General features: G+C 58.9%; 26 protein-coding genes and 1 tRNA gene. 13 read left to right on the top strand and 14 right to left on the bottom strand.

The window, feature by feature from the left end:
• Positions 1-46: 46 nt before the first annotated feature.
• Positions 47-892 carry an AAA family ATPase gene (locus tag ACR0JB_RS06750; RefSeq protein ID WP_170396111.1) on the bottom strand — a complete coding sequence of 282 codons (846 nt, stop codon included), beginning with the start codon at positions 890-892 and terminating at the stop codon, positions 47-49.
• Between the two features lie 370 nt (positions 893-1,262).
• Between ACR0JB_RS06750 and dksA the strand changes: the two genes are divergently transcribed.
• On the top strand, positions 1,263-1,685 hold the full coding sequence (gene dksA, locus ACR0JB_RS06745; protein WP_170348990.1) for an RNA polymerase-binding protein DksA: 423 nt from the start codon (positions 1,263-1,265) through the stop codon (positions 1,683-1,685).
• Positions 1,686-1,756: 71 nt separating this feature from the next.
• Entirely contained in the window at positions 1,757-2,908 is a 1,152-nt protein-coding gene (locus ACR0JB_RS06740; RefSeq protein WP_170396109.1) for an FAD-dependent monooxygenase, read from the top strand.
• 4 nt (positions 2,909-2,912) lie between these two features.
• Here the strand turns inward: ACR0JB_RS06740 and xth are convergent, their stop codons facing one another.
• Both xth and ACR0JB_RS06730 read right to left on the bottom strand, forming a co-directional pair.
• Positions 2,913-3,692: an exodeoxyribonuclease III gene (gene xth, locus ACR0JB_RS06735; protein ID WP_170348988.1), complete on the bottom strand. Its 780-nt coding sequence runs from the start codon at positions 3,690-3,692 to the stop codon at positions 2,913-2,915.
• 60 nt (positions 3,693-3,752) lie between these two features.
• On the bottom strand, positions 3,753-4,076 hold the full coding sequence (locus tag ACR0JB_RS06730) for a HesB/IscA family protein (RefSeq protein WP_170348987.1): 324 nt from the start codon (positions 4,074-4,076) through the stop codon (positions 3,753-3,755).
• A gap of 76 nt (positions 4,077-4,152) precedes the next feature.
• On the opposite strand from ACR0JB_RS06730, the gene ACR0JB_RS06725 reads away from it, so the two are divergent.
• Entirely contained in the window at positions 4,153-5,319 is a 1,167-nt protein-coding gene (locus tag ACR0JB_RS06725) for a deoxyguanosinetriphosphate triphosphohydrolase (RefSeq protein ID WP_170358881.1), read from the top strand.
• On the opposite strand, the gene ACR0JB_RS06720 is transcribed toward ACR0JB_RS06725, so the two are convergent.
• Entirely contained in the window at positions 5,296-5,847 is a 552-nt protein-coding gene (locus tag ACR0JB_RS06720) for a putative pterin-binding protein (RefSeq protein WP_170396107.1), read from the bottom strand. The genes ACR0JB_RS06725 and ACR0JB_RS06720 overlap by 24 nt on opposite strands.
• 134 nt (positions 5,848-5,981) lie before the next feature.
• Here ACR0JB_RS06720 and argS point away from each other — a divergent pair, with 134 nt between their 5' ends.
• The 6 genes from argS to ACR0JB_RS06690 all read left to right on the top strand — a co-directional run bounded on the left by argS (position 5,982) and on the right by ACR0JB_RS06690 (position 11,603).
• A complete protein-coding gene (argS, locus tag ACR0JB_RS06715; protein WP_226688341.1) occupies positions 5,982-7,727 on the top strand; it encodes an arginine--tRNA ligase in 1,746 nt (581 codons plus the stop codon).
• A gap of 88 nt (positions 7,728-7,815) precedes the next feature.
• Positions 7,816-8,880 carry an SPOR domain-containing protein gene (locus ACR0JB_RS06710; protein ID WP_170348983.1) on the top strand — a complete coding sequence of 355 codons (1,065 nt, stop codon included), beginning with the start codon at positions 7,816-7,818 and terminating at the stop codon, positions 8,878-8,880.
• Positions 8,877-9,884: a beta-N-acetylhexosaminidase gene (gene nagZ, locus ACR0JB_RS06705; RefSeq protein WP_480789770.1), complete on the top strand. Its 1,008-nt coding sequence runs from the start codon at positions 8,877-8,879 to the stop codon at positions 9,882-9,884. Before ACR0JB_RS06710 ends, nagZ begins: the two co-directional genes overlap by 4 nt.
• Positions 9,874-10,668 carry a segregation and condensation protein A gene (locus tag ACR0JB_RS06700; protein WP_170348981.1) on the top strand — a complete coding sequence of 265 codons (795 nt, stop codon included), beginning with the start codon at positions 9,874-9,876 and terminating at the stop codon, positions 10,666-10,668. The genes nagZ and ACR0JB_RS06700 overlap by 11 nt, the downstream gene beginning before the upstream one ends.
• A complete protein-coding gene (scpB, locus tag ACR0JB_RS06695; RefSeq protein WP_170505610.1) occupies positions 10,661-11,317 on the top strand; it encodes an SMC-Scp complex subunit ScpB in 657 nt (218 codons plus the stop codon). Before ACR0JB_RS06700 ends, scpB begins: the two co-directional genes overlap by 8 nt.
• Positions 11,318-11,381: 64 nt before the next feature.
• A complete protein-coding gene (locus tag ACR0JB_RS06690; protein WP_170410164.1) occupies positions 11,382-11,603 on the top strand; it encodes a hypothetical protein in 222 nt (73 codons plus the stop codon).
• Here the strand turns inward: ACR0JB_RS06690 and ACR0JB_RS06685 are convergent, their stop codons facing one another.
• The 8 genes from ACR0JB_RS06685 to ACR0JB_RS06650 form a co-directional block, all read right to left on the bottom strand.
• Positions 11,604-12,683, bottom strand: coding sequence for a 2'-deoxycytidine 5'-triphosphate deaminase (locus tag ACR0JB_RS06685; RefSeq protein ID WP_170358869.1), 1,080 nt, complete (start codon positions 12,681-12,683; stop codon positions 11,604-11,606). It lies immediately after the preceding gene.
• Positions 12,684-12,744: 61 nt separating this feature from the next.
• Positions 12,745-12,821 (bottom strand) — tRNA-Pro (locus ACR0JB_RS06680).
• A gap of 62 nt (positions 12,822-12,883) precedes the next feature.
• Entirely contained in the window at positions 12,884-13,492 is a 609-nt protein-coding gene (locus tag ACR0JB_RS06675) for a MerR family transcriptional regulator (protein ID WP_170348977.1), read from the bottom strand.
• An 18-nt stretch (positions 13,493-13,510) separates the two neighbouring features.
• The gene (ihfA, locus tag ACR0JB_RS06670) at positions 13,511-13,813 is read right to left on the bottom strand and encodes an integration host factor subunit alpha (RefSeq protein WP_008755922.1); all 303 of its coding nucleotides are present in this window, start codon (positions 13,811-13,813) and stop codon (positions 13,511-13,513) included.
• 96 nt (positions 13,814-13,909) lie between these two features.
• Positions 13,910-14,881: a beta-ketoacyl-ACP synthase III gene (locus ACR0JB_RS06665; protein WP_170358866.1), complete on the bottom strand. Its 972-nt coding sequence runs from the start codon at positions 14,879-14,881 to the stop codon at positions 13,910-13,912.
• 21 nt (positions 14,882-14,902) lie between these two features.
• A complete protein-coding gene (gene plsX / locus ACR0JB_RS06660) occupies positions 14,903-15,991 on the bottom strand; it encodes a phosphate acyltransferase PlsX (protein ID WP_170348975.1) in 1,089 nt (362 codons plus the stop codon).
• Positions 15,992-16,014: 23 nt separating this feature from the next.
• On the bottom strand, positions 16,015-16,221 hold the full coding sequence (gene rpmF, locus ACR0JB_RS06655; RefSeq protein ID WP_008756996.1) for a 50S ribosomal protein L32: 207 nt from the start codon (positions 16,219-16,221) through the stop codon (positions 16,015-16,017).
• A gap of 207 nt (positions 16,222-16,428) precedes the next feature.
• On the bottom strand, positions 16,429-16,965 hold the full coding sequence (locus tag ACR0JB_RS06650; protein ID WP_170396101.1) for a YceD family protein: 537 nt from the start codon (positions 16,963-16,965) through the stop codon (positions 16,429-16,431).
• A gap of 85 nt (positions 16,966-17,050) precedes the next feature.
• Here ACR0JB_RS06650 and ACR0JB_RS06645 point away from each other — a divergent pair, with 85 nt between their 5' ends.
• From ACR0JB_RS06645 to ACR0JB_RS06635, 3 genes are all read left to right on the top strand, one after another.
• Entirely contained in the window at positions 17,051-17,527 is a 477-nt protein-coding gene (locus tag ACR0JB_RS06645; RefSeq protein ID WP_170358862.1) for an outer membrane protein assembly factor BamE, read from the top strand.
• Between the two features lie 98 nt (positions 17,528-17,625).
• On the top strand, positions 17,626-18,360 hold the full coding sequence (locus ACR0JB_RS06640; RefSeq protein ID WP_254437391.1) for a GNAT family N-acetyltransferase: 735 nt from the start codon (positions 17,626-17,628) through the stop codon (positions 18,358-18,360).
• A gap of 41 nt (positions 18,361-18,401) precedes the next feature.
• Positions 18,402-20,210 (top strand): ABC-F family ATP-binding cassette domain-containing protein, encoded by a 1,809-nt coding sequence (locus ACR0JB_RS06635; protein ID WP_254437390.1) that lies wholly within the window; start codon positions 18,402-18,404, stop codon positions 20,208-20,210.
• Here ACR0JB_RS06635 and ACR0JB_RS06630 read toward each other — a convergent pair.
• Both ACR0JB_RS06630 and ACR0JB_RS06625 read right to left on the bottom strand, forming a co-directional pair.
• A complete protein-coding gene (locus ACR0JB_RS06630) occupies positions 20,207-20,758 on the bottom strand; it encodes a sugar O-acetyltransferase (protein WP_480789769.1) in 552 nt (183 codons plus the stop codon). The two genes, ACR0JB_RS06635 and ACR0JB_RS06630, sit on opposite strands and share 4 nt — an antisense overlap.
• 9 nt (positions 20,759-20,767) lie before the next feature.
• Entirely contained in the window at positions 20,768-21,523 is a 756-nt protein-coding gene (locus ACR0JB_RS06625) for an SDR family NAD(P)-dependent oxidoreductase (RefSeq protein ID WP_170396095.1), read from the bottom strand.
• Between the two features lie 210 nt (positions 21,524-21,733).
• On the opposite strand from ACR0JB_RS06625, the gene ACR0JB_RS06620 reads away from it, so the two are divergent.
• Positions 21,734-22,639: a hypothetical protein gene (locus ACR0JB_RS06620; protein ID WP_480789768.1), complete on the top strand. Its 906-nt coding sequence runs from the start codon at positions 21,734-21,736 to the stop codon at positions 22,637-22,639.
• The last annotated feature ends 65 nt before the right edge of the window (positions 22,640-22,704 follow it).

The following is a 22,704-nucleotide window of genomic DNA, read 5'->3' as shown; positions in this document are numbered from 1 at the left end:
CCAGACCTGTCCAAAGCAAGCAGCGATCACCAGATGCTCAACAGGTTTAGCGTTTGCTGCGCGCCATAAAGGCCAGTCGCTCGAACAGATGCACGTCCTGTTCGTTCTTCAGCAACGCACCGTGCAGCTTGGGCAAAGCGTTCGTACCATCGCGTTTCAGGTCTTCGCACGTCAGGTCTTCGGCCAACAGCAGTTTCAGCCAATCCAGCACTTCGGAGGTTGAGGGCTTTTTCTTCAGCCCCTGCGTTTCGCGGATTTCATAGAATTGCGTCAGGGCAGTGGTCAGCAACGCATCTTTGATACCGGGGTGGTGGACCTCGACGATCCGGCGCATGGTCGCTTCGTCAGGGAAGCGGATATAGTGGAAGAAACAGCGGCGCAGAAACGCGTCGGGCAGTTCCTTTTCATTGTTCGAGGTAATGATGACGATGGGGCGGTGTTTGGCCCGGATGGTCTCACCAGTCTCATAAACATGGAACTCCATCTTATCGAGTTCCTGCAGCAGATCATTGGGAAACTCGATATCCGCCTTGTCGATCTCGTCAATCAGCAGAACAATCTTCTCGTCGGCGTCAAACGCCTGCCACAGCTTGCCCTTACGGATGTAGTTAGACACGTCATGCACGCGTTCTTCACCCAGCTGACTGTCACGAAGCCGGCTAACCGCATCGTATTCGTACAGACCTTGTTGCGCGCGGGTGGTGGACTTCACGTTCCACTCGATCATGCGCAGCCCCAGTGCACCTGCCACCTGTTTGGCCAGTTCTGTTTTGCCCGTGCCGGGTTCCCCCTTGACCAGCAGGGGGCGTTCCAGCGTCACGGCAGCATTCACCGCAATGGTCAGGTCATCGGTGGCAACATATTCGGCGGTGCCTTGGAAACGTGCGGTCATGGGCCCCTCGTTTGGTTTTGCGCAATCTGTGTTGTTCGGGTTACAGAGAGGCGATGATTTTGACAAGCGGGCCACGGCGTCGCGGGATCAGATTTTCGTAACGACTCCAATCCCTTTTGCGTGATTCGACGTCCGGCGGGTGCCGTGTCTGTTGGGGATCGCCTAATTTTCGCCTGACAATTTCCACAGTATAACAAGGTTTTGTTGTTATTTGTCTCATATTTAGACATGCCGGGGACGTGACGTATTAAGACGACGTTTGTGTAGTGACATTCGTGCGTGCGTCGGATACATGCACCGCAGAAGGGAGTGCCAAATGTCAGGTCAAACAACAGCAACCGACGTTACTGGCCATACCGAGGGAGCAAAAATGAAGCAGGAAGTTTTTCTGCCGGAGGATTATCGCCCGGCCGAAGATGAACCTTTCATGAATGACCGTCAGCTTGAGTATTTTCGCCGCAAGCTGCTGGATTGGAAGAATGAACTATTGGCGGGCAGCCGCGACACGATCGAAGGGCTGCAGGACAACACCCGAAACATTCCGGACGTTGCAGACCGCGCAAGCGAGGAAACAGATCGCGCGCTGGAGCTGCGGACCCGCGACCGTCAGCGCAAGCTGGTTGCCAAGATCGACTCGGCCCTGCGTCGCATCGAAGAGGGCGAGTACGGCTATTGCGAAAAGACGGGCGATCCGATTTCGCTGAAACGTCTGGATGCGCGTCCAATCGCGACCATGACGCTTGAGGCGCAGGAACGTCACGAGCGTCGCGAAAAGGTCCACCGCGACGATTGATCGCTGGAACTTTGGTACTAATTCAAACGCCGGGGCCTGTTGCTCCGGCGTTTTTGCTTTAAGCCGGTGCCATGGATATCAACGGTCTGAAATTCAATGTCATCGGCGGCGGAATAGGGGGGCTGGCAGCCTCTTTGGCACTGCGGCAACGCGGGGCGCAGGTCACGGTTCTTGAGCAGGCTCCGGCCTTGACTGAGGTTGGCGCAGGATTGCAGATCAGCGCCAACGGTATGGCGGTTTTGCGGGCGCTGAACGTGTTAGGGGATAATCCCGAGGGCGGGCAGTTGTCGCACGGCACAATTCTGCGAGATTATCGCAAAGGTCGAGTAATAAGCCGTATTCCCGCACCGGCGGCCGGACCGACCTACTATTACCATCGCGCGGATTTGCTGGACCTGTTGCGCCGGGCGGCTTTAAAGGCGGGCGTTACTATCCAGCTGGGCGCGCAGGTGGCGCAGGTTCTCCAACATCCGGCCGAGGCGGAAATCGTTCTCAGTGACGGCGAACGCTTGCGGTGCGACTGTGTTATCGCGGCGGACGGGGGCCGCAGCACCATACGTCCGACCCTGAACGGGCCAGAGGCCCCTCAGTTCACGCACCAGATTGCCTGGCGTGCGACTATCCCCTTGTCAGAACGAGAGGAGATGCCTTGCGCCTCACTGACAATGGGGCCTGGACGCCACGTCGTCACCTATCCGTTGCGCGATCAGCAACTGATGAATGTGGTGGCAATTGAGGAGCGCTCGGACTGGCAAGAGGAAGGCTGGCGACTGCAAGGCGATCCGAATGATCTGCGCGCGCGATTTGCTGATTTCGGGGGGCCAGTGGGTCATATTCTGTCTGACGTGACCGAAACCCATCTTTGGGCCCTGTTCCTGCGGCCTGTGACGCAAAGCTGGCAGGCGGGGCAGCTGGCGTTGCTGGGTGACGCGGCGCATCCCACCTTGCCGTTCATGGCGCAAGGCGCCTGTCTGGCGCTGGAGGATGCGTGGATCATGGCCCGTTCCTTTGAAGAGCAATCCGATATGACGCAAGCTCTTGCTGCCTATGAAACCCGTCGTCGCCCAAGGGCCAAACGGGTTGTGGCTGCCGCCGGAGCCAACGCGCGAAATTTTCACCTGCGCGGTCCCATGCGACTGGCGGCACAGATGGTGCTGATGGCCGTTGGACCAAGGCTTTCGAAAAAATACGAGTGGATCTACGCCTACGACCCGACCGCATGATTGATTACAGGTCGAGCTGAACCCAGACTGGCACGTGGTCCGACGGTTTCTCATGCCCGCGCACGGCTGCATCAATCTGGCAATCTTGCATCAGATCGGCAGCCTGAGGTGTCAGCAGAAAGTGATCGATACGAATGCCGTCGTTTTTGTTCCACGCACCCGCCTGATAGTCCCAGAATGAGTAGTGACCAGGTCCTTGCGTGCGGGCCCGAAACGCTTCGGTAAAGCCCAGATTGAGGATTTTGCGAAACGCCGCGCGGCTTTCCGGTCGGAACAAGGCATCCTCGCGCCAGGCATCCGGGCGGGCGGCATCTTCGGCCTGTGGGATGATGTTGTAATCTCCCGCCATAAGTGCCGGTTCTTCGCTGGCCATCAGTTCGCGCGCCCGATGATACAGCCGTTCCATCCAGGCCAGCTTATAGTCGTATTTCGGTCCGGGTACCGGGTTGCCGTTGGGCAGGTACAACCCGCAAATCCGCAGCGCTTGCTTGCCGATCACGGTCGCTTCGATCCAGCGCGCCTGTTCGTCCTCGTCATCTCCGGGCAGGCCACGGGACACATCCTCAAGTGGAAGTTTTGATAAGATGGCGACGCCGTTAAAACTTTTCTGGCCGTGGGTTTCGACGTTATAACCACGTTCCTCGAATATCTCGCGTGGGAAGTTTTCATCGACCGACTTGATTTCCTGCAATAGGACGACGTCAGGTTGTGCTTCGTCAAGCCACCGAGGCAGAGCTTCGGCCCGCGCTTTGATGCCGTTGATGTTAAACGTGGCGATTTTCATGCGCGATCCTCCGGCTGACTGCCGGTTGATCTATCCCTCAACCACGCGGGCAGGGCAAGGTCACATTGAAAAAGACGTACCGCAGCCGCAGGATGAGGTCGCGTTGGGGTTTTCGATCACAAACCGCGCACCGATCAGTTCCTGCGTGAAATCGATCACTGCATTTTCCAGAAACGGCAGAGAAATCGAATCGACAATGACCTTTTGGCCTTTGCCTTCCAGCACAAGATCGTCGTCTTTGGGTTCGTCCAGCGCGATTTCGTATTGAAAACCGGAACACCCGCCGCCTTCCACTGCGACGCGCAGGGCCTGACCCTGATCCGCTGCGCCAATCTCGGCCAGACGGTCAAAGGCGCGTTCTGTGACTGTGGGGGGCAGATTCATGCCGGTCTCCAAAGGTTTATTTCCTTTACGCCTTACAATATAGAAATTGCAAGGACAGGCGACAAGGATAAGGCCTTTGGACAGAGCAGGTTTTGCCTCGGATCCAGGCCGCGCAAGGGGGCGGCTAGTACCTGAGGAGGAAAGCAGTTTCCGGTCATGCTTTCAGCGCGACCGGGATCGGATCATTCATGCCAGCGCGTTTCGGCGGCTGAAACACAAGACACAGGTGTTTGTTGAACATGAAGGCGACAGTTACCGCACGCGCCTGACGCATTCTATCGAAGTGGCACAGGTGGCGCGCACGATTGCCGGGGCATTGGGATTGAACCCCGAACTGACCGAAGCCGTGGCATTGGCGCATGATCTAGGGCACACGCCCTTTGGTCATACCGGAGAGGACGCCTTGCACGCTTTGATGGAGCCATACGGCGGCTTCGATCACAATGCGCAGGCCATTCGGATCGTCACCAAGTTGGAACGCCACTATGCCGAATTCGACGGCTGCAATCTGACATGGGAATGTCTGGAAGGCATAGCCAAGCATAATGGACCTGTGACAGGCGAATTGCCGTGGGCGCTGGCCGAGTGCAATGGCGGTTTTGACCTTGAACTGCACACCCATGCCAGTGCCGAGGCACAGGTGGCCGCGCTGTCTGACGATATAGCCTATAACAATCATGATCTGTTGGATGGGCTCAGGGCCGATCTGTTCACGGATGCGGAAATTCAGCAATTACCCATCGTCGGTGATTGCTATGCGGAAGTGGACCGCAAGTACCCCGGTCTGGACCCGTATCGGCGCAGGCACGAAGCATTGCGTCGCGTGTTTGGAGTGATGGTTTCGGATGTGATCGACACCTCGCGCGACCTGATCGCTGAGTCTGGCGCGCAAACGGTCGAAGATATCCGGCATCTGGGTTATCCAGTGATACAGTTCTCGGCGGTGCTTTGGGCGCAACTTAAAGAGATCCGCGCCTTCCTGTTTTCGCGGATGTATCGTGCGCCCAGCGTCATGAAGGTCAGGGCCGAAGTATCTGCGGTCGTTGAAGAATTATTCCCGATCTACTTGAACGACCCCAAACAAATGCCAGCCCATTGGCACGGCGATATAGAAGCAGCCCGGGATGAGACGGTGCTGGCGCGGATTGTGTCGGACTACATTGCAGGTATGACCGACCGCTTTGCCTTGCAGGATCACAAAAGGCTGACGGGGCGGTCGTCACTCGATGCCGATATAGGCTAGCGCCCAAACCTGTTGCCCGGATTGCTCGTCTGCCAGATCAGCATCATCTGTGGGCGGAAAAACGATCATCGTAGGGCCATAGCCGCCGATCCCCATCGGACTGCCATCCGCATGGGTTGCCACGATGGGTTGGTGCGCCTGAATACTGTCCCATGGGATTTCGGACTGGTATCCATCCATCGCCATTGGTTTGGCAGTCTTCCCTTCGGCCCCTGCCATGACCATCACATCCGACAAAAGCGGACCAGAGAAGGCGACGTCGCGCTGATTGTCTTCGGGGCCGTAGGCAATTGTGATCTCCACTTGCGCTAGACCGTCAAGCATCGCGGCGTCAAATCCGGCGCCGCCGCTGTGCTGCACTTCGAGATAACCCAGCAGACCACCGTCATTTTCACCCCGAGCCGGTAAGTTGGTTTCCGTCACCGCCCCGCCCAGCGTCAGAAGAACATGGCCCTGCGGCGCGGGCATATCGGCCCAGACCGCGATTGAAGTGGTCAGGACGAATGCAAGGGGCAGGGCAAGACGCATGGAACGATCTCCGATGTTAGGAATTTCCTGTGACCTTAGCTCGGTTTACCGCTAATCCAAGCGGAAACTGATCGCTTCCATTGACCTTGCCGCTTTGCGTGGTAAACCGCCGGGCAAGCAAAAGGACATCCGAAATGAACCTGTTTTCCGAGATCCGCGGCCTTGTACTGGACGCGCTGGCACAGATGCAGTCCGAAGGCGCGCTGCCCGAGGGGCTGAGCTTTGACAATGTGGCGGTCGAACCACCGCGCGATGCCGCGCATGGCGACATGGCGACAAACGCCGCGATGGTGCTGGCCAAGCCGGCCAAGATGAAGCCGCGCGACATTGCCGATGTGTTGGCCGGAAAGCTGGCGGCGGATGACCGGATCACCAGTGCCGAGGTTGCGGGGCCGGGCTTTTTGAACCTGCGGTTGGCGCCTTCGGTTTGGCAGGGTGTTTTGGCGGCAGTGTTGGAGAAAGGCACGGATTATGGCCGCTCGACTATGGGGCAGGGGCAAAAGGTCAACGTGGAATATGTGTCGGCCAACCCGACTGGGCCGCTGCATGTTGGCCATACGCGGGGCGCGGTGTTTGGCGATGCGCTGGCAAGCTTGTTGGCCTATTCCGGCCATGATGTGACCCGCGAATACTATATTAACGACGGCGGTGCGCAGGTCGACGTGTTGGCACGCTCGGCCTACGAGCGCTATCGCGAAGCCAACGGGTTGAGCCCCGAGATTGCCGAAGGCTTGTATCCGGGCGACTACCTGATCCCAATCGGCGAAGCGCTGAAAGAGAAATACGGCGACAGCCTGATCGACAAGCCGGAAAGCGAATGGCTGGACGATCTGCGCGAGTTCTCGACCGACGCGATGATGGACCTGATCCGCGCTGACCTGAAGGCGCTGGGCGTAGAGATGGACGTGTTCTTCTCGGAAAAATCGCTCTATGGCACAGGCCGGATCGAGGCCGCGCTGGAGTCGCTGACCGAAAAGGGCCTGATCTATGAAGGCGTTCTGGAGCCGCCAAAGGGCAAAAAGCCCGAGGATTGGGAGCCGCGCGAGCAGACCCTGTTCAAGTCCACCGAACATGGCGATGACGTCGATCGCCCGGTGAAGAAGTCGGACGGCAGCTGGACCTATTTCGCCCCGGATATTGCCTATCACTATGACAAGGTGACCCGTGGGTTTGATGCTCTGATCGACGTGTTTGGCGCGGACCACGGCGGCTATGTCAAACGGATGAAGGCAGCAGTATCGGCGCTGTCTGATGGCAAAGTGCCGCTGGATATCAAGCTGACCCAGCTTGTGAAGCTGTGGAAGAACGGCGAGCCATTCAAGATGTCCAAGCGGGCCGGGAACTTTGTCACCCTGCGGGATGTGGTCGATCAGGTTGGGCCGGATGTGACCCGCTTCGTGATGCTGACTCGTAAGAACGACGCGCCCCTGGATTTCGATTTCGACAAGGTGCTTGAGCAGAGCCGCGAGAACCCCGTGTTCTACGTGCAATACGCCCATGCCCGCGTGATGAGCGTGCTGCGCCGCGCCGCCGAGGCCGGGATTGTCGCTGATGACGTGACCCTTGCGGGTGCGGACCTCAGCAAGAACGATCACGTTTCGGAACTGACCGTTGCCAAGAAGCTGGCCGAATGGCCCCGTTTGGTTGAGATTGCCGCGCGCACGAATGAACCGCACCGGGTTGCCTTCTACCTGTATGAGCTTGCTGGCGATTTCCACGCGCTGTGGAATAAGGGCAACGACGAGACTCAACTGCGTTTCATCCAGGATGGCGATGTTGCCACAAGCCAGTCAAAAATCGCATTGGCCCGCGCCGTTTCTGTTGTGATTTCAGCGGGCTTGGGTATTCTTGGCGTTACTCCGGCGCAGGAGATGCGGTAACAAACACCGCCCGAAGCACCGGTACGAGGTAGGCAAGAAATGACCCGCGCGCCTTATTTTCTGGCGTGAATCGGGCGGTGAGGCGGACATGGCACGTTACGATTACTCGGGGCAGATGCGCCCCGAGCAGATGCATTACACGAATCAACCACATCCTCAGGATGGGTATGACTATTCAGACGACATGCACGGGTATGAAGAAGCGCCGCGCGCAGCGGGTCTGGGTCGTATCGTAAACGCGCTGGGCGCGGTTGCGTCCCTGGCATTGGTCGCTGGCATTGGTGTTTGGGGTTACAAGCTGGTGATGCGCGATGTTAGCGGCGTACCGGTCGTACGTGCCATCGAAGGGCCCATGCGCATTCAGCCAGAAAGCCCCGGTGGAACACCTGCCGATCATCAAGGACTGGCCGTCAACACGGTGGCCGCGGTCGGAACAGCCGCACCCCCGGCGGATCGTCTGATCCTTGCGCCGCGCCCGGTGTCCCTGTCGGATGAGGACACGCCGGTTGAGCCTCTGAAGCCCACCCCGGCCGTGCATGTGGTGCAGGAAGAGATTTCTGATCAGGAGGCTGCGCAATTGCGCCAGGGTTCGGTAGACGCTCTGGTCGCCGAACTGGCTGGTGATGCGGCACAAATCGACCAACCGACCGAGCAGGGCGTGCAACTGGCCTCTTTGGTCGTGCCCGAAGAAGAGCCCGCGATTGACCCCGCCGATCTGGCCGCACAGTTGCCCGATCCGGAACTAGCCGCACTGCCGGGGGTTCGCCGGTCTTTGCGCCCCAACACGCGCCCGGCCCGTTCTACACCCAGCGGGATCACCACCAGCAGCAGTACTGAAGACGCGATCAACGCTGCGGTCAAAGCTGCTGTGGGGCTGGATATTGACCCGGACACATTGTCCAAAGGCACGCGCATGGCCCAGCTTGGGGCCTATGAAAGCACGGATGTAGCGCGGGCTGAATGGGATCGCCTGAATGGCCGTTTCGGTGAATATATGGATGGAAAACAACGTGTTATCCAGAAAACTTCACGTGGTGGGCGGACCTTCTATCGTTTGCGGGTTCTGGGATTTGACGATCTAAGCGACTCGCGTCAGTTCTGCGCTGCCCTCGAAGCGCAAGGCGCCGATTGTATCCCGGTGGCCGCTCGGTGAGTTTCGGCGCGGCAATCACTGATGCCGAAGGCTTGCGCCTGACGCCCGAAGAAAAAAGTCTGTTTCAAGAAATGAACCCGTTTGGGTTCATTTTATTTGCCCGCAACATCGACACCGCCGATCAGGTCCGAGCCCTGTGCGACGACTTCCGCGAGGCTGTGGGACGCAATTGCCCGATCACCATTGATCAGGAAGGCGGCCGCGTGCAACGGCTGCGCGCACCACTGGCGCGGGAATGGATGCCACCGCTGGATCATGTCGCGGGCGCGGGGGATCAGGCTGAACGCGCCATGTATCTACGCTATCGCCTAATCGCGAATGAGCTGTTTGAGCTGGGGATCGACAGCAATTGTGCCCCGATGGTGGATCTGGCGCGTGATGATACGCATGCCTTTCTGAAGAACCGCTGCTATGGATCTGATTCAAAAACAGTTTCCGGGATCGGAAAGGCGGTTGCCAGGGGGCATCTGGATGGTGGTGTTCTGCCAGTGATCAAGCACATGCCAGGCCACGGCCTGTCCACGCTGGACAGCCACCACGACCTGCCACATGTCGATCTGACGCAAGACGCATTGGAAGAGACCGATTTCGCGCCGTTCCGTGCCTTGAACGACCTGCCGATGGGGATGACGGCGCATTTGGTTTATGACCGGATCGACCCACAACCGGCTACGATTTCACCCACAATGATCGGTCTGATCCGCGACAAGATTGGGTTTGATGGCCTGATCATGACCGATGATATCTCGATGAAGGCCCTCAGCGGCGCACCCGAGGAGATTGCCCGTCAGGCGCTCAACGCCGGGTGCGACGTGGTTTTGCATTGCAACGGCTCGTTTGAAGCCCGCGCCAAAGTGCTGGAAGCCGCCGGAGAAATGACCGAGCAGGCCGAGATACGCGCAGAAAAGGCGCTGGCAATGCGGCAAAAGCCTGCGGAACTTGACATCCCCGCGACTGAGGCGGAACTATCTGCCCTAATGGGCGGGCAGGTATATGAACGATAACCTTTTCAGCGAAGACCCGGTCTCGGTCGCGGATCGCCTTGCGGCCGAAGCCCTGATCGTTGACGTCGACGGGTTCGAAGGCCCGTTGGACGTGTTGTTGACCCTGTCGCGGACACAAAAGGTCGACCTGCGGAAAATCTCGGTTCTAGCGCTGGCGCAGCAATATCTGACTTTTGTCGAAAAAGCCCGGGCTCTGCGGATTGAATTGGCAGCTGACTATCTGGTTATGGCGGCGTGGCTGGCCTTCTTGAAATCCCGCCTGCTGCTGCCCCCTGATCCGGATGACGAGGGTCCGTCAGGTGAAGAACTTGCCGCGCATCTGGCGTTTCAGCTAGAGCGCTTGCAGGCCATGCGTGATGCTGCGGCCCGCTTGATGGCGCGGGACCAGCTGGGCCGCGACTTCTTCAAACGCGGGCAGGGCGAGGATGTCACCCGCATCCGCACTGTGACTTATTCGGCAACCCTGCTGGATTTGATGCAGGGGTACGCTCGCATCCGCACACGCGACGAATTCCGCCCCTTCGTGATGGACCGTGACGCTGTGTTCACGATGGAACAGGCGCTGGAGCGGATGCGCCCCCTGATCGGCTTTGCGGGCACCTGGACGGATATGGAGACCTATCTGCCCGATGGTTGGGACGCGGACCCAGTCCGCAAACGCTCGGCCACGGCGGCGACCTTTGCGGCCTCGCTGGAATTGGTGAAAGAAGGACATATGGAAATCAAGCAGAGCGAGACCTTTGCCCCGATCCATCTGCGCAAGAGGACTGACACACGTGACTGACGCCCCCGAAGACGAAGGCACCGGCACCCTGTTCGAAGCACCGCCGTTGGCAGAGCAAGAGCGCATGGTCGAAGCTGTGCTGTTCGCCAGCGCCGAACCGGTGACTACCTCTGATCTTGAGGCCCGGATGCCCCATGGCAGCGACGCGGCGCAAGCCGTTGAAATGCTTCAGAAACGATATGAAGGGCGCGGCGTGCGGGTGGTCAAGGTTGGCGAGGCCTGGGCCATTCGAACTGCCCCCGATCTGGGCTTTTTGATGCAAAAAGAAACAGTTGAAACCCGCAAGCTGAGCCGTGCGGCCATCGAAACGCTGGCTATCGTGGCCTACCATCAACCCTGTACGCGGGCTGAGATTGAAGAAATTCGCGGTGTTTCGGTCTCACGCGGGACGATCGACCAACTGCTGGAAATGGAGTGGGTCAGGTTAGGCCGTCGCCGAATGACACCGGGCCGTCCGGTGACATTCGTGGTGACGCCGCATTTCCTGGACCACTTCGGGCTTGAGAACGCCCGCGACCTGCCGGGGCTCAAGGAGCTTCGCGCCGCTGGCCTGCTGGAAAACCGGCCACCGCCGGGCACCATCCCACTGGGCGAGGGGCGCGAAGAAGAGCAGGATGAAGATCAGACCGAACTGTTCGAGGAAGAGTGATCAAACGACCCTTTTGGTGTCACACAATTCGCCTGTGTTGAGGGTCAGAAGACGGAGTTGAGCAATGAATGCCAATCGGATGATCGACATGATCGTACGTCAGGTCATGCGCCGCCTTGTAAGTAAAGGCGTTGACAAGGGCTTTGATATGGCAAGCCGTATGGGTGGTAAAAACGAACAGCCCGGCGAGGCCAACCGTGCCAACAACAAAGGCCCACGCCCATCCCAGAACCTGAAACAAGCGCAACGAATAACCCGTCAAGCGCGCCGGTTCATGAAGTTCTAATCAGCTAACCGCCTTGAAATGCTTGGACAATTTCAAGCCTTGTCCTTGGTAGTTTGAGGCGATGCCAGCCCCGTACAGCTGGGTGGGCATTTCGGCCATTTTCTCATAGACCAGCCGGCCGACGACTTGACCGTGTTCCAACACAAAAGGTGCCTCATGGCAGCGCACTTCAAGCACTCCACGTGATCCAGCGCCTCCGGCGGCGGCGTGGCCGAAACCGGGGTCGAAGAAACCTGCGTAATGCACCCGGAATTCACCCACCATGGCCAGATACGGCGCCATCTCGGCGGCATAGAGGGGAGGGATGTGGACGGCCTCGCGGCTGACCAGGATGTAGAAGGCGCCCGGGTCCAGGATGATGCGGCCATCGGTGGTGCGGACCTCTTCCCAGTATTCCTGCGGGTCGTATTCTCCGATCCGGTCCAGATCGATCACTCCGGTATGCGGCTTGGCGCGATAGCCCACCAGATCGGTGTCGGGCAATTGCAAGTCGACCGAAAAACCCAACCCGTCCTGAATCACTGCAGGACCGTCAACCAAGGGCGAGTCACTGTGCAACGCGGTCAGTTCTGCATCGCTAAGCACGGCCTGACCTTGGCGGAAGCGAATCTGATTGAGCCGCATCCCCGGACGTACCAGCACCGAGAAGGAACGCGGGCAAATCTCCGCGTAAAGCGGGCCGGTATAGCCCGCGGGCACGCGGTCGAACTCGGTGCCGCCATCGGTGATGGTGCGGGTCAGCAAGTCCAGCCGCCCGGTTGAGCTTTTGGCGTTAGCCACAGCCGTCACGGTTTCGGGCAGGGCCAGCGATTCCATCAACGGCACCAGATAGACGCAGCCTTTTTCCAGAACCGCACCGTCCGTGATGTCGATGCGGTGCATCTCGAACTCAGACAACCGATCCGCGACGGATCGGGTTTCGCCGGCCAGAAACGAGGCGCGAACACGGTAAGCCACTGTTCCCAAGCGCAAATCAAGGCTGGCAGGCTGAACCTGCGCAGGGATAACCTCGGGGTTGGCGGTGATTTCACCGCGCGCGATCATCGCTTCGATTTGCTGATTTGGGCATACACCTGTCATTCCGATCCCCCTTGATGCCAGAGCGGGATCTGGCCTGTCTGCCATAAACGTCGGTATGATTTGGTCGGGCTAGCAGGACTCGAACCTGCGACCTTCCGTCCCCCAGACGGACGCGCTACCAGGCTGCGCCATAGCCCGACGTTGAGGTGTTCATAAAGACTTTCCCGGCAGGGGCAAGAGGAAATCATCGCCTTTTTTTCTTATCCCGCCGTTCGGTTTTCAATGCGGTTAAGAACGGCGCGAAGGTCCTTTGCCACCGGAGCGATCTGTTTCAGCAGATCGTCATCGAAATCGGTGCGATTCCATGCCTGCGTTGCGATTCCACCCAGCAGGGGGGCCTCATCCAGAAACTCCGGTGTGGGTTGCGCCGCGACCGGCTGCGGTTTGGGTTCAGCAGGCTCCACCTTAGGGGCCTCGGCAACGGGCGCAGCGTCGTCCAGATTTAGGTTGATCTGTTCGCTTGTCTCGACTGGCTTAGAAGAGAAGGGCACAACTACACTGTCGTTAGCGGTGGCGTCCGGTTTGGCCACCTCGTCCAACCCTTGCGAAAGCGCAGAAACATGCGCCACGCCCTGTTCGCGCAGGATACGCTGAACGCCTTTGATGGTTATCCCGTCCTCGTGCAGCAGTTTCTTGATTCCGCCTAGCAGGCGCATGTCGTTGGGACGGTAGTAACGCCGCCCTCCGGCACGCTTTACCGGTTTGACCTGATTGAAACGGCTTTCCCAGAATCGCAGGACATGAGCCTGAACGCCCAGCCAGTCCGCAACTTCACTGATCGTGCGAAAGGCGTCGGGGGACTTGCTCATGACCGTGTCGTCCTGATCTTACTTACGGTTCCCTGCGGCGACGCGATCCTTCATCAGGTGCGACGGGCGGAACGTCAGAACCCGGCGGGGTTGAATCGGAACCTCTTCGCCGGTTTTGGGGTTGCGGCCGATGCGGGCAGTTTTGTCCCGAACGCTGAACGTGCCGAATGACGAAATCTTCACCTGCTCGCCGCGCACCAAAGCGTCGGACATGTGGTTCAGAACGCTTTCGACCAGCTGCGCACTTTCGTTGCGTGACAGGCCAACCTCACGAAAGACGGCCTCGCTCAGATCCATTCGGGTCAGTGTTTTATCGCCCATACCATTTCCCCTGTTGATACCGCAGAATACGGCGAGGGGAAATTCGCTGTCAATATCAATGAATTGCAAGTCTGCGTGTAAGCCGAATTGCGCCGGTTACCAGCGCAGCACAACCGCGCCCCAGGCCAGACCGCCGCCGATGGCCTCGGTCACAAGCAGATCGCCCTGCTTGATTTGCCCGCGCTGTTTGCCGACGGACAAGGCAAGAGGAATCGACGCGGCCGATGTGTTGCCATGGTCCTGAACTGTGACGACGACGTTTTCCATCGGCAGGCCCATTTTCTTGGCGGTGCCCTGAATAATGCGGATATTTGCCTGATGGGGCACAATCCAGTCGACGTCAGTGTTGCTGAGGCCAACGCTTTGCAACGCGGTTTCCGCCGTTTTGGCCAATTTTTCGACCGCATGGCGGAACACCTGATTACCTTGCATCCGCAGATGTCCGGTCGATTGGGTCGACACACCGCCATCGACGTAAAGCAGGTCCTTGTACCGGCCGTCTGAATTAAGGTCGGTCGCCAGAATGCCACGATCCTGCGCACTGCCTTCGCCCTCTTGCAACTCCAACACTAGCGCACCAGCGCCATCACCGAACAGCACGCAGGTGGACCGGTCCGTCCAGTCCATGATTCGCGAGAAGGTTTCGGCCCCGATGACCAGAACGCGCTTGGCCTGACCGGATACGATCAGGGCGTTGGCATTGGTCAGCGCAAAGACGAACCCGGCGCAGACGGCCTGAACGTCAAAGGCAAAGCCTTTGGTCATGCCCAACTGTGCCTGCACCATGGTTGCGGCAGATGGGAAAGTCAGATCGGCGGTCGAAGTTGCCACAATGATCGCATCGATATCGTCAGCCACTAGCCCCGCATCGGCCAGCGCGGCCTCGGCTGCCTTGGTGGCCAGATCGGACGTTGTTTCGTTTTCGGCGGCGAAATGGCGGCGCTCGATACCCGAGCGGGTCTTAATCCACTCATCCGTTGTATCGAGCGTCTTTTCAAACTCGGAATTCGGAACGATGCGCTCTGGCAAATAGTGTCCGACACCAACGACAACTGAACGGCCTGCCATGCTTGGGTACTGCCTTTTTTGTTATTCGCCAGCCTTTGGCGGCGTGTGGGCGGCATCTTGTGCAAGCTCGGCTGTCGATGCAACCCGTGCCGCCAATTTTTCGGCGAAACCAGACTGGGCCAGGGTAAAGGCCAGTTTGACTGCTGCCGAGACTCCGATGGCATCCGCGCCACCATGTGATTTGACCACGGTTCCGTTGAGGCCAAGAAAAACGCCGCCATTCACTTGGCGCGGGTCGATACGCTTTTTCAAACGATTTAACGACGTGATCGCCAGTACCGAAGCGAGGCGTGACAGCGGTGAATACTTGAACGCTTTGCGCAACAGGTCGCCAATCAGGCTGGCGGTGCCTTCGCCGGTCTTAATGGCGACGTTGCCGGTAAACCCATCAGTGACAATGACATCCGCCTTGTCGCCGGGAATGTCGCTGCCTTCAACGAAACCGACAAAATCGAAATTCGCCTGCTCTGCGAATTCCGTGATCATAGCATGTGCTTCTTTAAGCTCGGCGCGACCCTTGTGTTCTTCGGTGCCCACGTTCAACAGACCAATCCGAGGACGTTCAAGCGCCATGCCGTTGCGCGCATAGGATGCGCCCATCAGCGCATATTGCAGCAAGTCCTTGGCGTCGGCGCGCACATCCGCGCCCACATCCAGCATCACGTTGAACCCTTGTGGGTTGCGCGATGGCCACAGAATCGCAATCGCCGGACGGTTTACACCCGGCAATTTGCGCAACCGCATCATCGACAGCGCCATCAGCGCGCCGGTGTTGCCGCAGGAAACGGCGCCATGCGCCTCACCTTGCCGCACTGATTCCAGCGTTGACCACATCGAGGTCTGCTTGCCGCTGCGGACAACCTGACTGGGCTTGTCCTCCATCGTGACTACATCGGGGCAATCACGAAAAACGACGCGCCCCTGCAGGACACGCCGTTTGGCAACAAGTTTGCGCAGCGTAGGCTCAGGCCCGTGCAGAATAAACGCGATATCGGGGTTTTTGATTGCCGATTTGGCAATGCCCGCAACCACAGTCGCGGGCCCCGAGTCTCCGCCCATAGCGTCAACCGAGATGGTAATCCGTCCGGCGTGCGAGGGCTGTTCAGTCATGCCTTGCCTGCGCTTTTAAAGGCTTAGGCCGCGTCTTCGTCCAGGTCGATTTCGTCGGCCTGTGCGACGACTTCGCGGTCATCGTAGTGGCCGCAGGACGCGCAGACGTGGTGCGGGCGCTTCAGCTCGCCGCAGTTGGGGCATTCGTTCGGGTTTGCAGCAACCAGAGCGTCGTGTGCGCGGCGGTTGTTGCGACGCGACTTGGAAACTTTGTTCTGTTGGACGGCCATGGTCTCAACCTTTGTCTAACTAAGGGCCAACAGATTCGCTGTGGGCCGGGTTTCATTCTTCGTTTATCTTGTGGTTTGACGCGCGTTTAGGGGACGATCCCCGCAATGTCCAACCCAAATTCCGATGAGCGCGCGAAAATACTGCGATTCTCGACATGTTCAAGCGATTTTTCTGAGGGCCTGATATGACAGGAAAACAGACCTATGTCACTCGTCTTTTTTCAGCGCGTCGCGCAGGCCGGCCAGACCGGCAAAGGGCTTGACGTCTTCGTCTGTCATGGCCTGTTTGCCCGGTTCGGTATAGTCGGCCTGTCCCAGTTCGGCACCGTCTTTACGTGGGTATTGGGGCAGGGCCAGCGACAGGGCCTCGACCATGACAAGCGCTGGGTCGATCTCAGCACCAAGCTGTTCGGTTTCATCACCTTCGGGGATTTCAAACTCGGGCTCTTCTGGATCAACCCAATCGGCCACATAGATTCGCGCGACCGGGATGTCGATGCGGGTGGTCACCGGTTCCAATGTCACCACGCAGGGCTGAATCACTGTAGCCCCCAGTTTTCCGTTCAATGCCCAGTCGCGCTTGCCCTGTGCCCTTACGTCACCCACAAAGCTGAGCTTGCGTAGGCCAAGCAAGCCCAACTCGTCCCGGATCACCTCCAAAGCCTTGGCGTCTGGGCGCAACTCAAAGGGGGTTGGTGCATTTTGGGGCAGATCGGCCACCCGCAGAGATGTCTGGTTGCTCATTCGTGACCCTTTCCTGTGTTGAACCGGGGCTGCGGTTTGATGTAAGCGGATAGGGTCCGTAGCGGGCCAAGGCAAGAGGGTGTGAATGTTGAAGGTTGTGAACAGGTTGAAACCGGCGTCGAAAACGCTTGTCTTTGCGGCCTGTCTGGCAGCGGCTGGTGCATGTTCGCCGGTCTTCAAGAATCACGGATATGTCCCAACGCCTGAGGATCTGGCCGAGGTCAAAGTGGGTGTGGACACCCGCGACAGTGTGATCGAGGCGGTCGGTGCCCCCAGTTCGTCCGGCGTGATCCGCGATTCCGGGTTCTATTACGTCCGGTCACGCATTCGTCATTACGGCCCGAAAAAGCCCGAAGTGGTCTCGCGTGAGTTGGTGGCGATCAGCTTTGATGACCGGGGCGTAGTTCGCAACATCGAGCGGTTCGGGCTTGAAGACGGTATTGTCGTCACGTTGGATCGCCGGATTACCGAGTCCACGATTCAGGGTCAGGGCTTTATCCGTCAGCTGTTGGGTAACATCGGCAACTTCAACCCGGCCAATATTCCTGGCGCGTCACAATAAGTTACAGCCACATCTTGCGATGGTCATGCGGCAGTCACACATTGTGTGATAGGGGCATGGCAAGAGGAAACAGGTCAGCAACCGCGGAGGATGCGACCATGGCACTATTGCTTGGTAAGGGGCGGTATCGCGCCCGGCTGGGGCAATCGCCGCAGGACGTGGCGGCGGCACAGCAGCTGCGGATGTTGGCCTTTGGGACAGAAAAAATCGATCAGGACGATTTCGATTCGGTCTGTGCCCATATTCTGGTCGAAGATGTGCGCACAGGCGGGCAGGTGGTCTGTTGTTTCCGCATGCTGACCATGGCGGATGGCACTGAAATCGGCCGCAGCTATTCGGCGCAGTTCTATGATCTTTCGGCGCTTGCGGGGTTTAGCGGTCGGATGGTTGAGATGGGGCGGTTTTGCGTTCATCCGGACTGGACCGACCCAGACATTCTGCGTGTCGCCTGGGGGGCAATGACGGCCTATGTAGATCAGAATAATGTCGAGATGCTGTTTGGCTGTTCGTCCTTCGCCGGGACCGAAACCGAGGAGTATCTGGATGCGTTCGCGATGCTAAAGTATCGGCATCTGGCCCCAAAACGCTGGTTGCCGCGGGTCAAGGCACCTGATGTATTCCGCTTTGCCGCGCGTCTGCGTCGCAGGCCGGATGTGAAAAAGGCGATGTTGCGGATGCCGCCCTTGCTGCGTACTTATCTGATGATGGGCGGCTGGGTCAGTGACCACGCGGTCGTCGATCGGCATATGAATACGCTGCATGTGTTCACCGGGCTTGAGATTGGTGCGATTCCCCCGGCAAGGAAACGATTGTTGCGGGCGGTGGTTCGGTAATCCCCGTTGACCCCTTGGCCTTGCCGGTTTAGCTGGCGGGCATGGCGAGAATTCCTTTGTTGCAGATGTCCGGCATTTCCCTGACTTTTGGGGGCGATCCGGTGTTTTCGGGGCTGGACCTGGTGGTGCAGCCGGGCGACCGTGTCGCGTTGGTGGGGCGCAATGGGTCCGGTAAATCAACCCTGATGAAAGTGATGGCCGGTCTTGTCGAGCCAGACCAAGGCGACATTGTGATTCCACCGGGTAAATCTGTGGGTTACATGGAGCAGGACCCAACCATGGAAGGGTTCACCACGCTGGGCGACTATGCCTCAAGCGGGTTAGAGCCGGGCGAGCTTTACAAGGTTGAACGCGCCGGAGAGGGGCTGAAATTTGACCCAGATCGCGCGGTCGAAACGGCCTCGGGCGGTGAGCGGCGGCGCGCGGCGCTGGCCAAGCTGATGGCCGAGGCGCCAGACCTGATGCTGCTGGATGAGCCGACCAACCACCTGGATATCGAAGCCATCGCGTGGCTCGAGCGTGAGCTGGGTGCGACGCGGGCTGCGTTTGTCCTGATCTCGCACGACCGTGCGTTTTTGCGGGCGTTGACCCGCGCCACGCTGTGGATTGACCGCGGAATGGTGCGGCGACAGGAAAAGGGGTTCGACGCATTCGAAATCTGGCGTGACAAAGTTTGGGATGAGGAAGATCAGCAACGTCACAAGCTGAACCGCCTGATTAAATCCGAAGCGAAATGGGCCGTTGAAGGCATCAGCGCACGACGCAAGCGCAATCAGGGCCGCGTGCGCGCCCTGCAGGCGCTGCGGGCCGAAAAGGCGGCGCAGATCAAACGCCAGGGCTCGGCCGCTATGGCGCTTGAGGCAGGGCCGAAATCCGGACGAAAAGTGATCGAAGCCAAAGGCTTATCCAAGTCCTTTGATGCGCAACAGATCGTGCGGAACTTCGACCTATTGGTGCAACGCGGTGATCGGGTGGCTTTTGTCGGACCCAATGGTGTAGGCAAAACGACCCTGCTGAAAATGCTGCTTGGACAAGAGCAACCGGATGATGGGTCGGTGACCCTGGGTACCAATCTTGAGGTTGCGGTGTTCGATCAGACCCGCGCGCAACTGGACCCGGAAATGAGCCTTTGGGATAGTCTGACCGGCGACCCCGAGATGCGGGTTGCCGGCAAGGCCGATCAGGTGATGGTCGGTGGCCAACCCAAGCATGTGGTCGGCTACCTCAAGGAATTCCTGTTTGACGAACGGCAGGCCAGAGCGGCGGTTAAATCCCTGTCAGGGGGCGAAAAAGCGCGATTGCTGCTGGCCAAGCTGATGGCGAAATCCTCGAACCTGCTGGTGCTGGACGAACCGACCAACGATCTGGATGTCGAAACGCTGGATCTGTTGCAGGAACTGCTGGACGATTATGACGGCACCGTTTTGCTGGTCAGTCACGACCGGGATTTCCTGGATCGCGTCGCCACCACGACCATCGCGATGGAGGGCAATGGCCGCGCAATCGTTTATGCGGGTGGGTGGTCGGACTATATCGCTCAGCGAGGGGACGTTGCGGAAAAGAAGGCAGAAAAATCAAAACCCTCAAAGCCAAAGGTCAAGCAGGAAAGTCAGGCGAAATCGGGTCTGTCTTTCTCGGAAAAACACCGGCTTGAGAAACTACCCGCCGAAATCGCTCGGCTTGAGGCCGAGATCGGCAAACTGGAAGACCTCATGTCCGATCCCGAATTGTTCAGCCGCGAACCGGTTAAATTCCAGAAGGCGACCGAGGCGTTGGTCGAGCGGCAGGAAAAACTGGCCGCAGCCGAGGATGAGTGGCTGATGCTCGAAGAAAAGGCCGAAGGCGCTTAGGACTGTTTCAGCGCTCGGGCAGGGTTTCCAACTACGGTTTCCTCGGCCGCGACGTCTTTGGTCACGACGCTGCCCGCACCGATGGTGGCATTGTCGCCGATGGTGATTCCGGGCATCAAGATGGCTCCACCGCCCACCCAGACATTCCGCCCAATCGTCACCGGAAGACCAATTTCAAGACCCTGCGCACGCTCAACCGGGTCTTTGGCGTGTTGAGCGCAATAAATCTGAACGTGCGGTCCCAACATCGTGCCGTCTCCTACCCGCACCGCAGCAGTGTCCAGAACCACGCAGCCCGAGTTGAAGAAAACGCGCTGGCCTAGATGGATGTTCAACCCATAGGCGCAGTGAAAAGGAGCCTCGAGAAAGCAATCCGACCCGACGTTGCCGAACAACGCCAGCAATTCCGGTGCTATCGCACCGCGGGTATCCGGCGGACAGGTGTTATGCGCGTGAACCGCGTGTCGGGCCTGTGCGCGCAGGGCATCCAATTCCGGATCCAGACAGCAATACCACTCTCCGGCCTGCATCTTTTCGCGTTCGGTCATGAAACTGACCTAGCGCATTCGCAGGGCACCGTCGATGCGGATGACCTCTCCGTTCAGGTATCCCATCTCGACGATAACCCCTGCCAGTCGTCCGTATTCGCGTGGATCACCCAGACGGGCCGGGTTGGGGACGTCAGCGGCCAGCTGCTGCTGTACCTCTTCGGGCAGGCCGGCCAGCATCGGGGTCATGAAGATGCCGGGCGCGATGGCCATAACCCGTATCCCGGTCGAGGCCAGATCGCGGGCCATCGGCAGGGTCATCCCGACCACTCCACCTTTTGAAGCCGCATAGGCCGCTTGTCCTTTTTGCCCGTCAAAGGCCGCGATCGATGCGGTATTGATGATCACACCGCGTGCGCCGTCGGGCTCAGGGTCATTCTTTGCCATTTCAGTCGCAGCCAGGCGCGAGACGTTGAATGTGCCCACCAGATTGATGTCGATGGTGCGTTGAAAGGCGTCCAGTGGGTGGGGGCCGTCTTTGCCCACCGTCTTGATGCCATAAGCGATTCCGGCGCAGTTCACGGCGGCCGTGATCTGGCCCATATTGCTCATCGCCTGATCGATCGCTGCGGCCACGGATTCCTCGTTCGTCACGTCCGTTTCAGCAAAATGCCCTCCGATCTCCTCCGCGACCTGAGTGCCACGGACGGCGTCGCGGTCCAGAATAGTGACCTGCGCGCCGCGCTCGGCAAAGTGGCGTGCGGTTGCTTCGCCCAGCCCCGAAGCACCGCCAGTGATGATCGCGGATGTGGTGGACAATTGCATGGCGGCGGTCTCCTCTCAGGATATGAACGTATGTTCAGTTAATCTGAGGATTTAGGTGATGTCCACAATTCGGACGAGATTTTTCAAAGTTTTATGCCGTTTCTCAAGCGATCCTCAGAGGAACTTTAACTGCGCTTAATGCGCAAGTCTCACATCGGTACCTATCAATTTGACGCGTTCGAGGGGGCGCCGAACAAGGAGACACGTGTTATGCGTAAGAGTTTGAAAGTCGGAATTCCTGTGCTGGTAACAGCACCTTTTCTGACAGTGATGGCGGTAAGCAGCGCCGCAGCTGCGCCAGAGGTGTGCAACTGGAAGACCGCCCGGGATGCTGCAAATCGGGGGGATTATCAGGCGCTGTGTGATTGTCAGCAGGTGACACCCAGCTTTCTGGAACGCCTGCAACAACGGTCGGATTTCGCGACCACATTGCGCAACACAACGGCGCAATGCCCAGGATTGGCTTCGTTGTTGACCGACCAACCAACGGGTTCGATTGGTGCATCGGGAAATCCAGGCGAGGCGCGGGGAAATGATCAGTTTGCCGGTCTTGATTCAGATAACGGAGGCGGTTCCGGGTCTGGCGGCGGAGGCGGAGGTGGTAACCCCGGCAACGGCGGCGGTGGTCCAGGTGACGGTGGCGGCGACCCCGGTGATGGTGGCGGTGATCCCGGTGATGGTGGCGGTGATCCCGGCGACGGTGGTGGTGATCCCGGTGACGGCGGCGGTGACCCAGGCAACGGCGGTGGCGGCGGCAACGGCGGCAACAACGGCGGCGGCAATGGCGGCAACAACGGCGGCGGAAATGGCGGCAACAACGGCGGCGGCAATGGCGGCAACAACGGTGGCAACAACGGCGGCCCCGGTAATGGTAACGGAAACAACGGGAATTCCGGCAACGGCGGTGGCAATAACGGCGGCTCTGGCCCCGGCACCGGAAACGGTGGCGGCAATAACGGCAATGGCAATGGCGGCGGTGGTCACGGCAATGGGGGCAGCAATGGCGGCGGTCACGGCGGAGGCAAAGGCGGCCACGGCGACGGTAAAGGAGGCCATGGCGGTGGCAAAGGCGGCCACGGCGACGGTAAAGGCGGCGGCAAGGGCGGCAAGCGTTAACCGCGCCGATGTGAACCTACACCTTTGAAAAGGAAAACGGCCACCCAACGGGGTGGCCGTTATTT

The sequence above is a fragment of the Ruegeria sp. BI7 genome (assembly GCF_056537925.1).
Note: the sequence above shows the minus strand (reverse complement) of the source record. Positions and strands in the feature narration are given on the sequence as shown.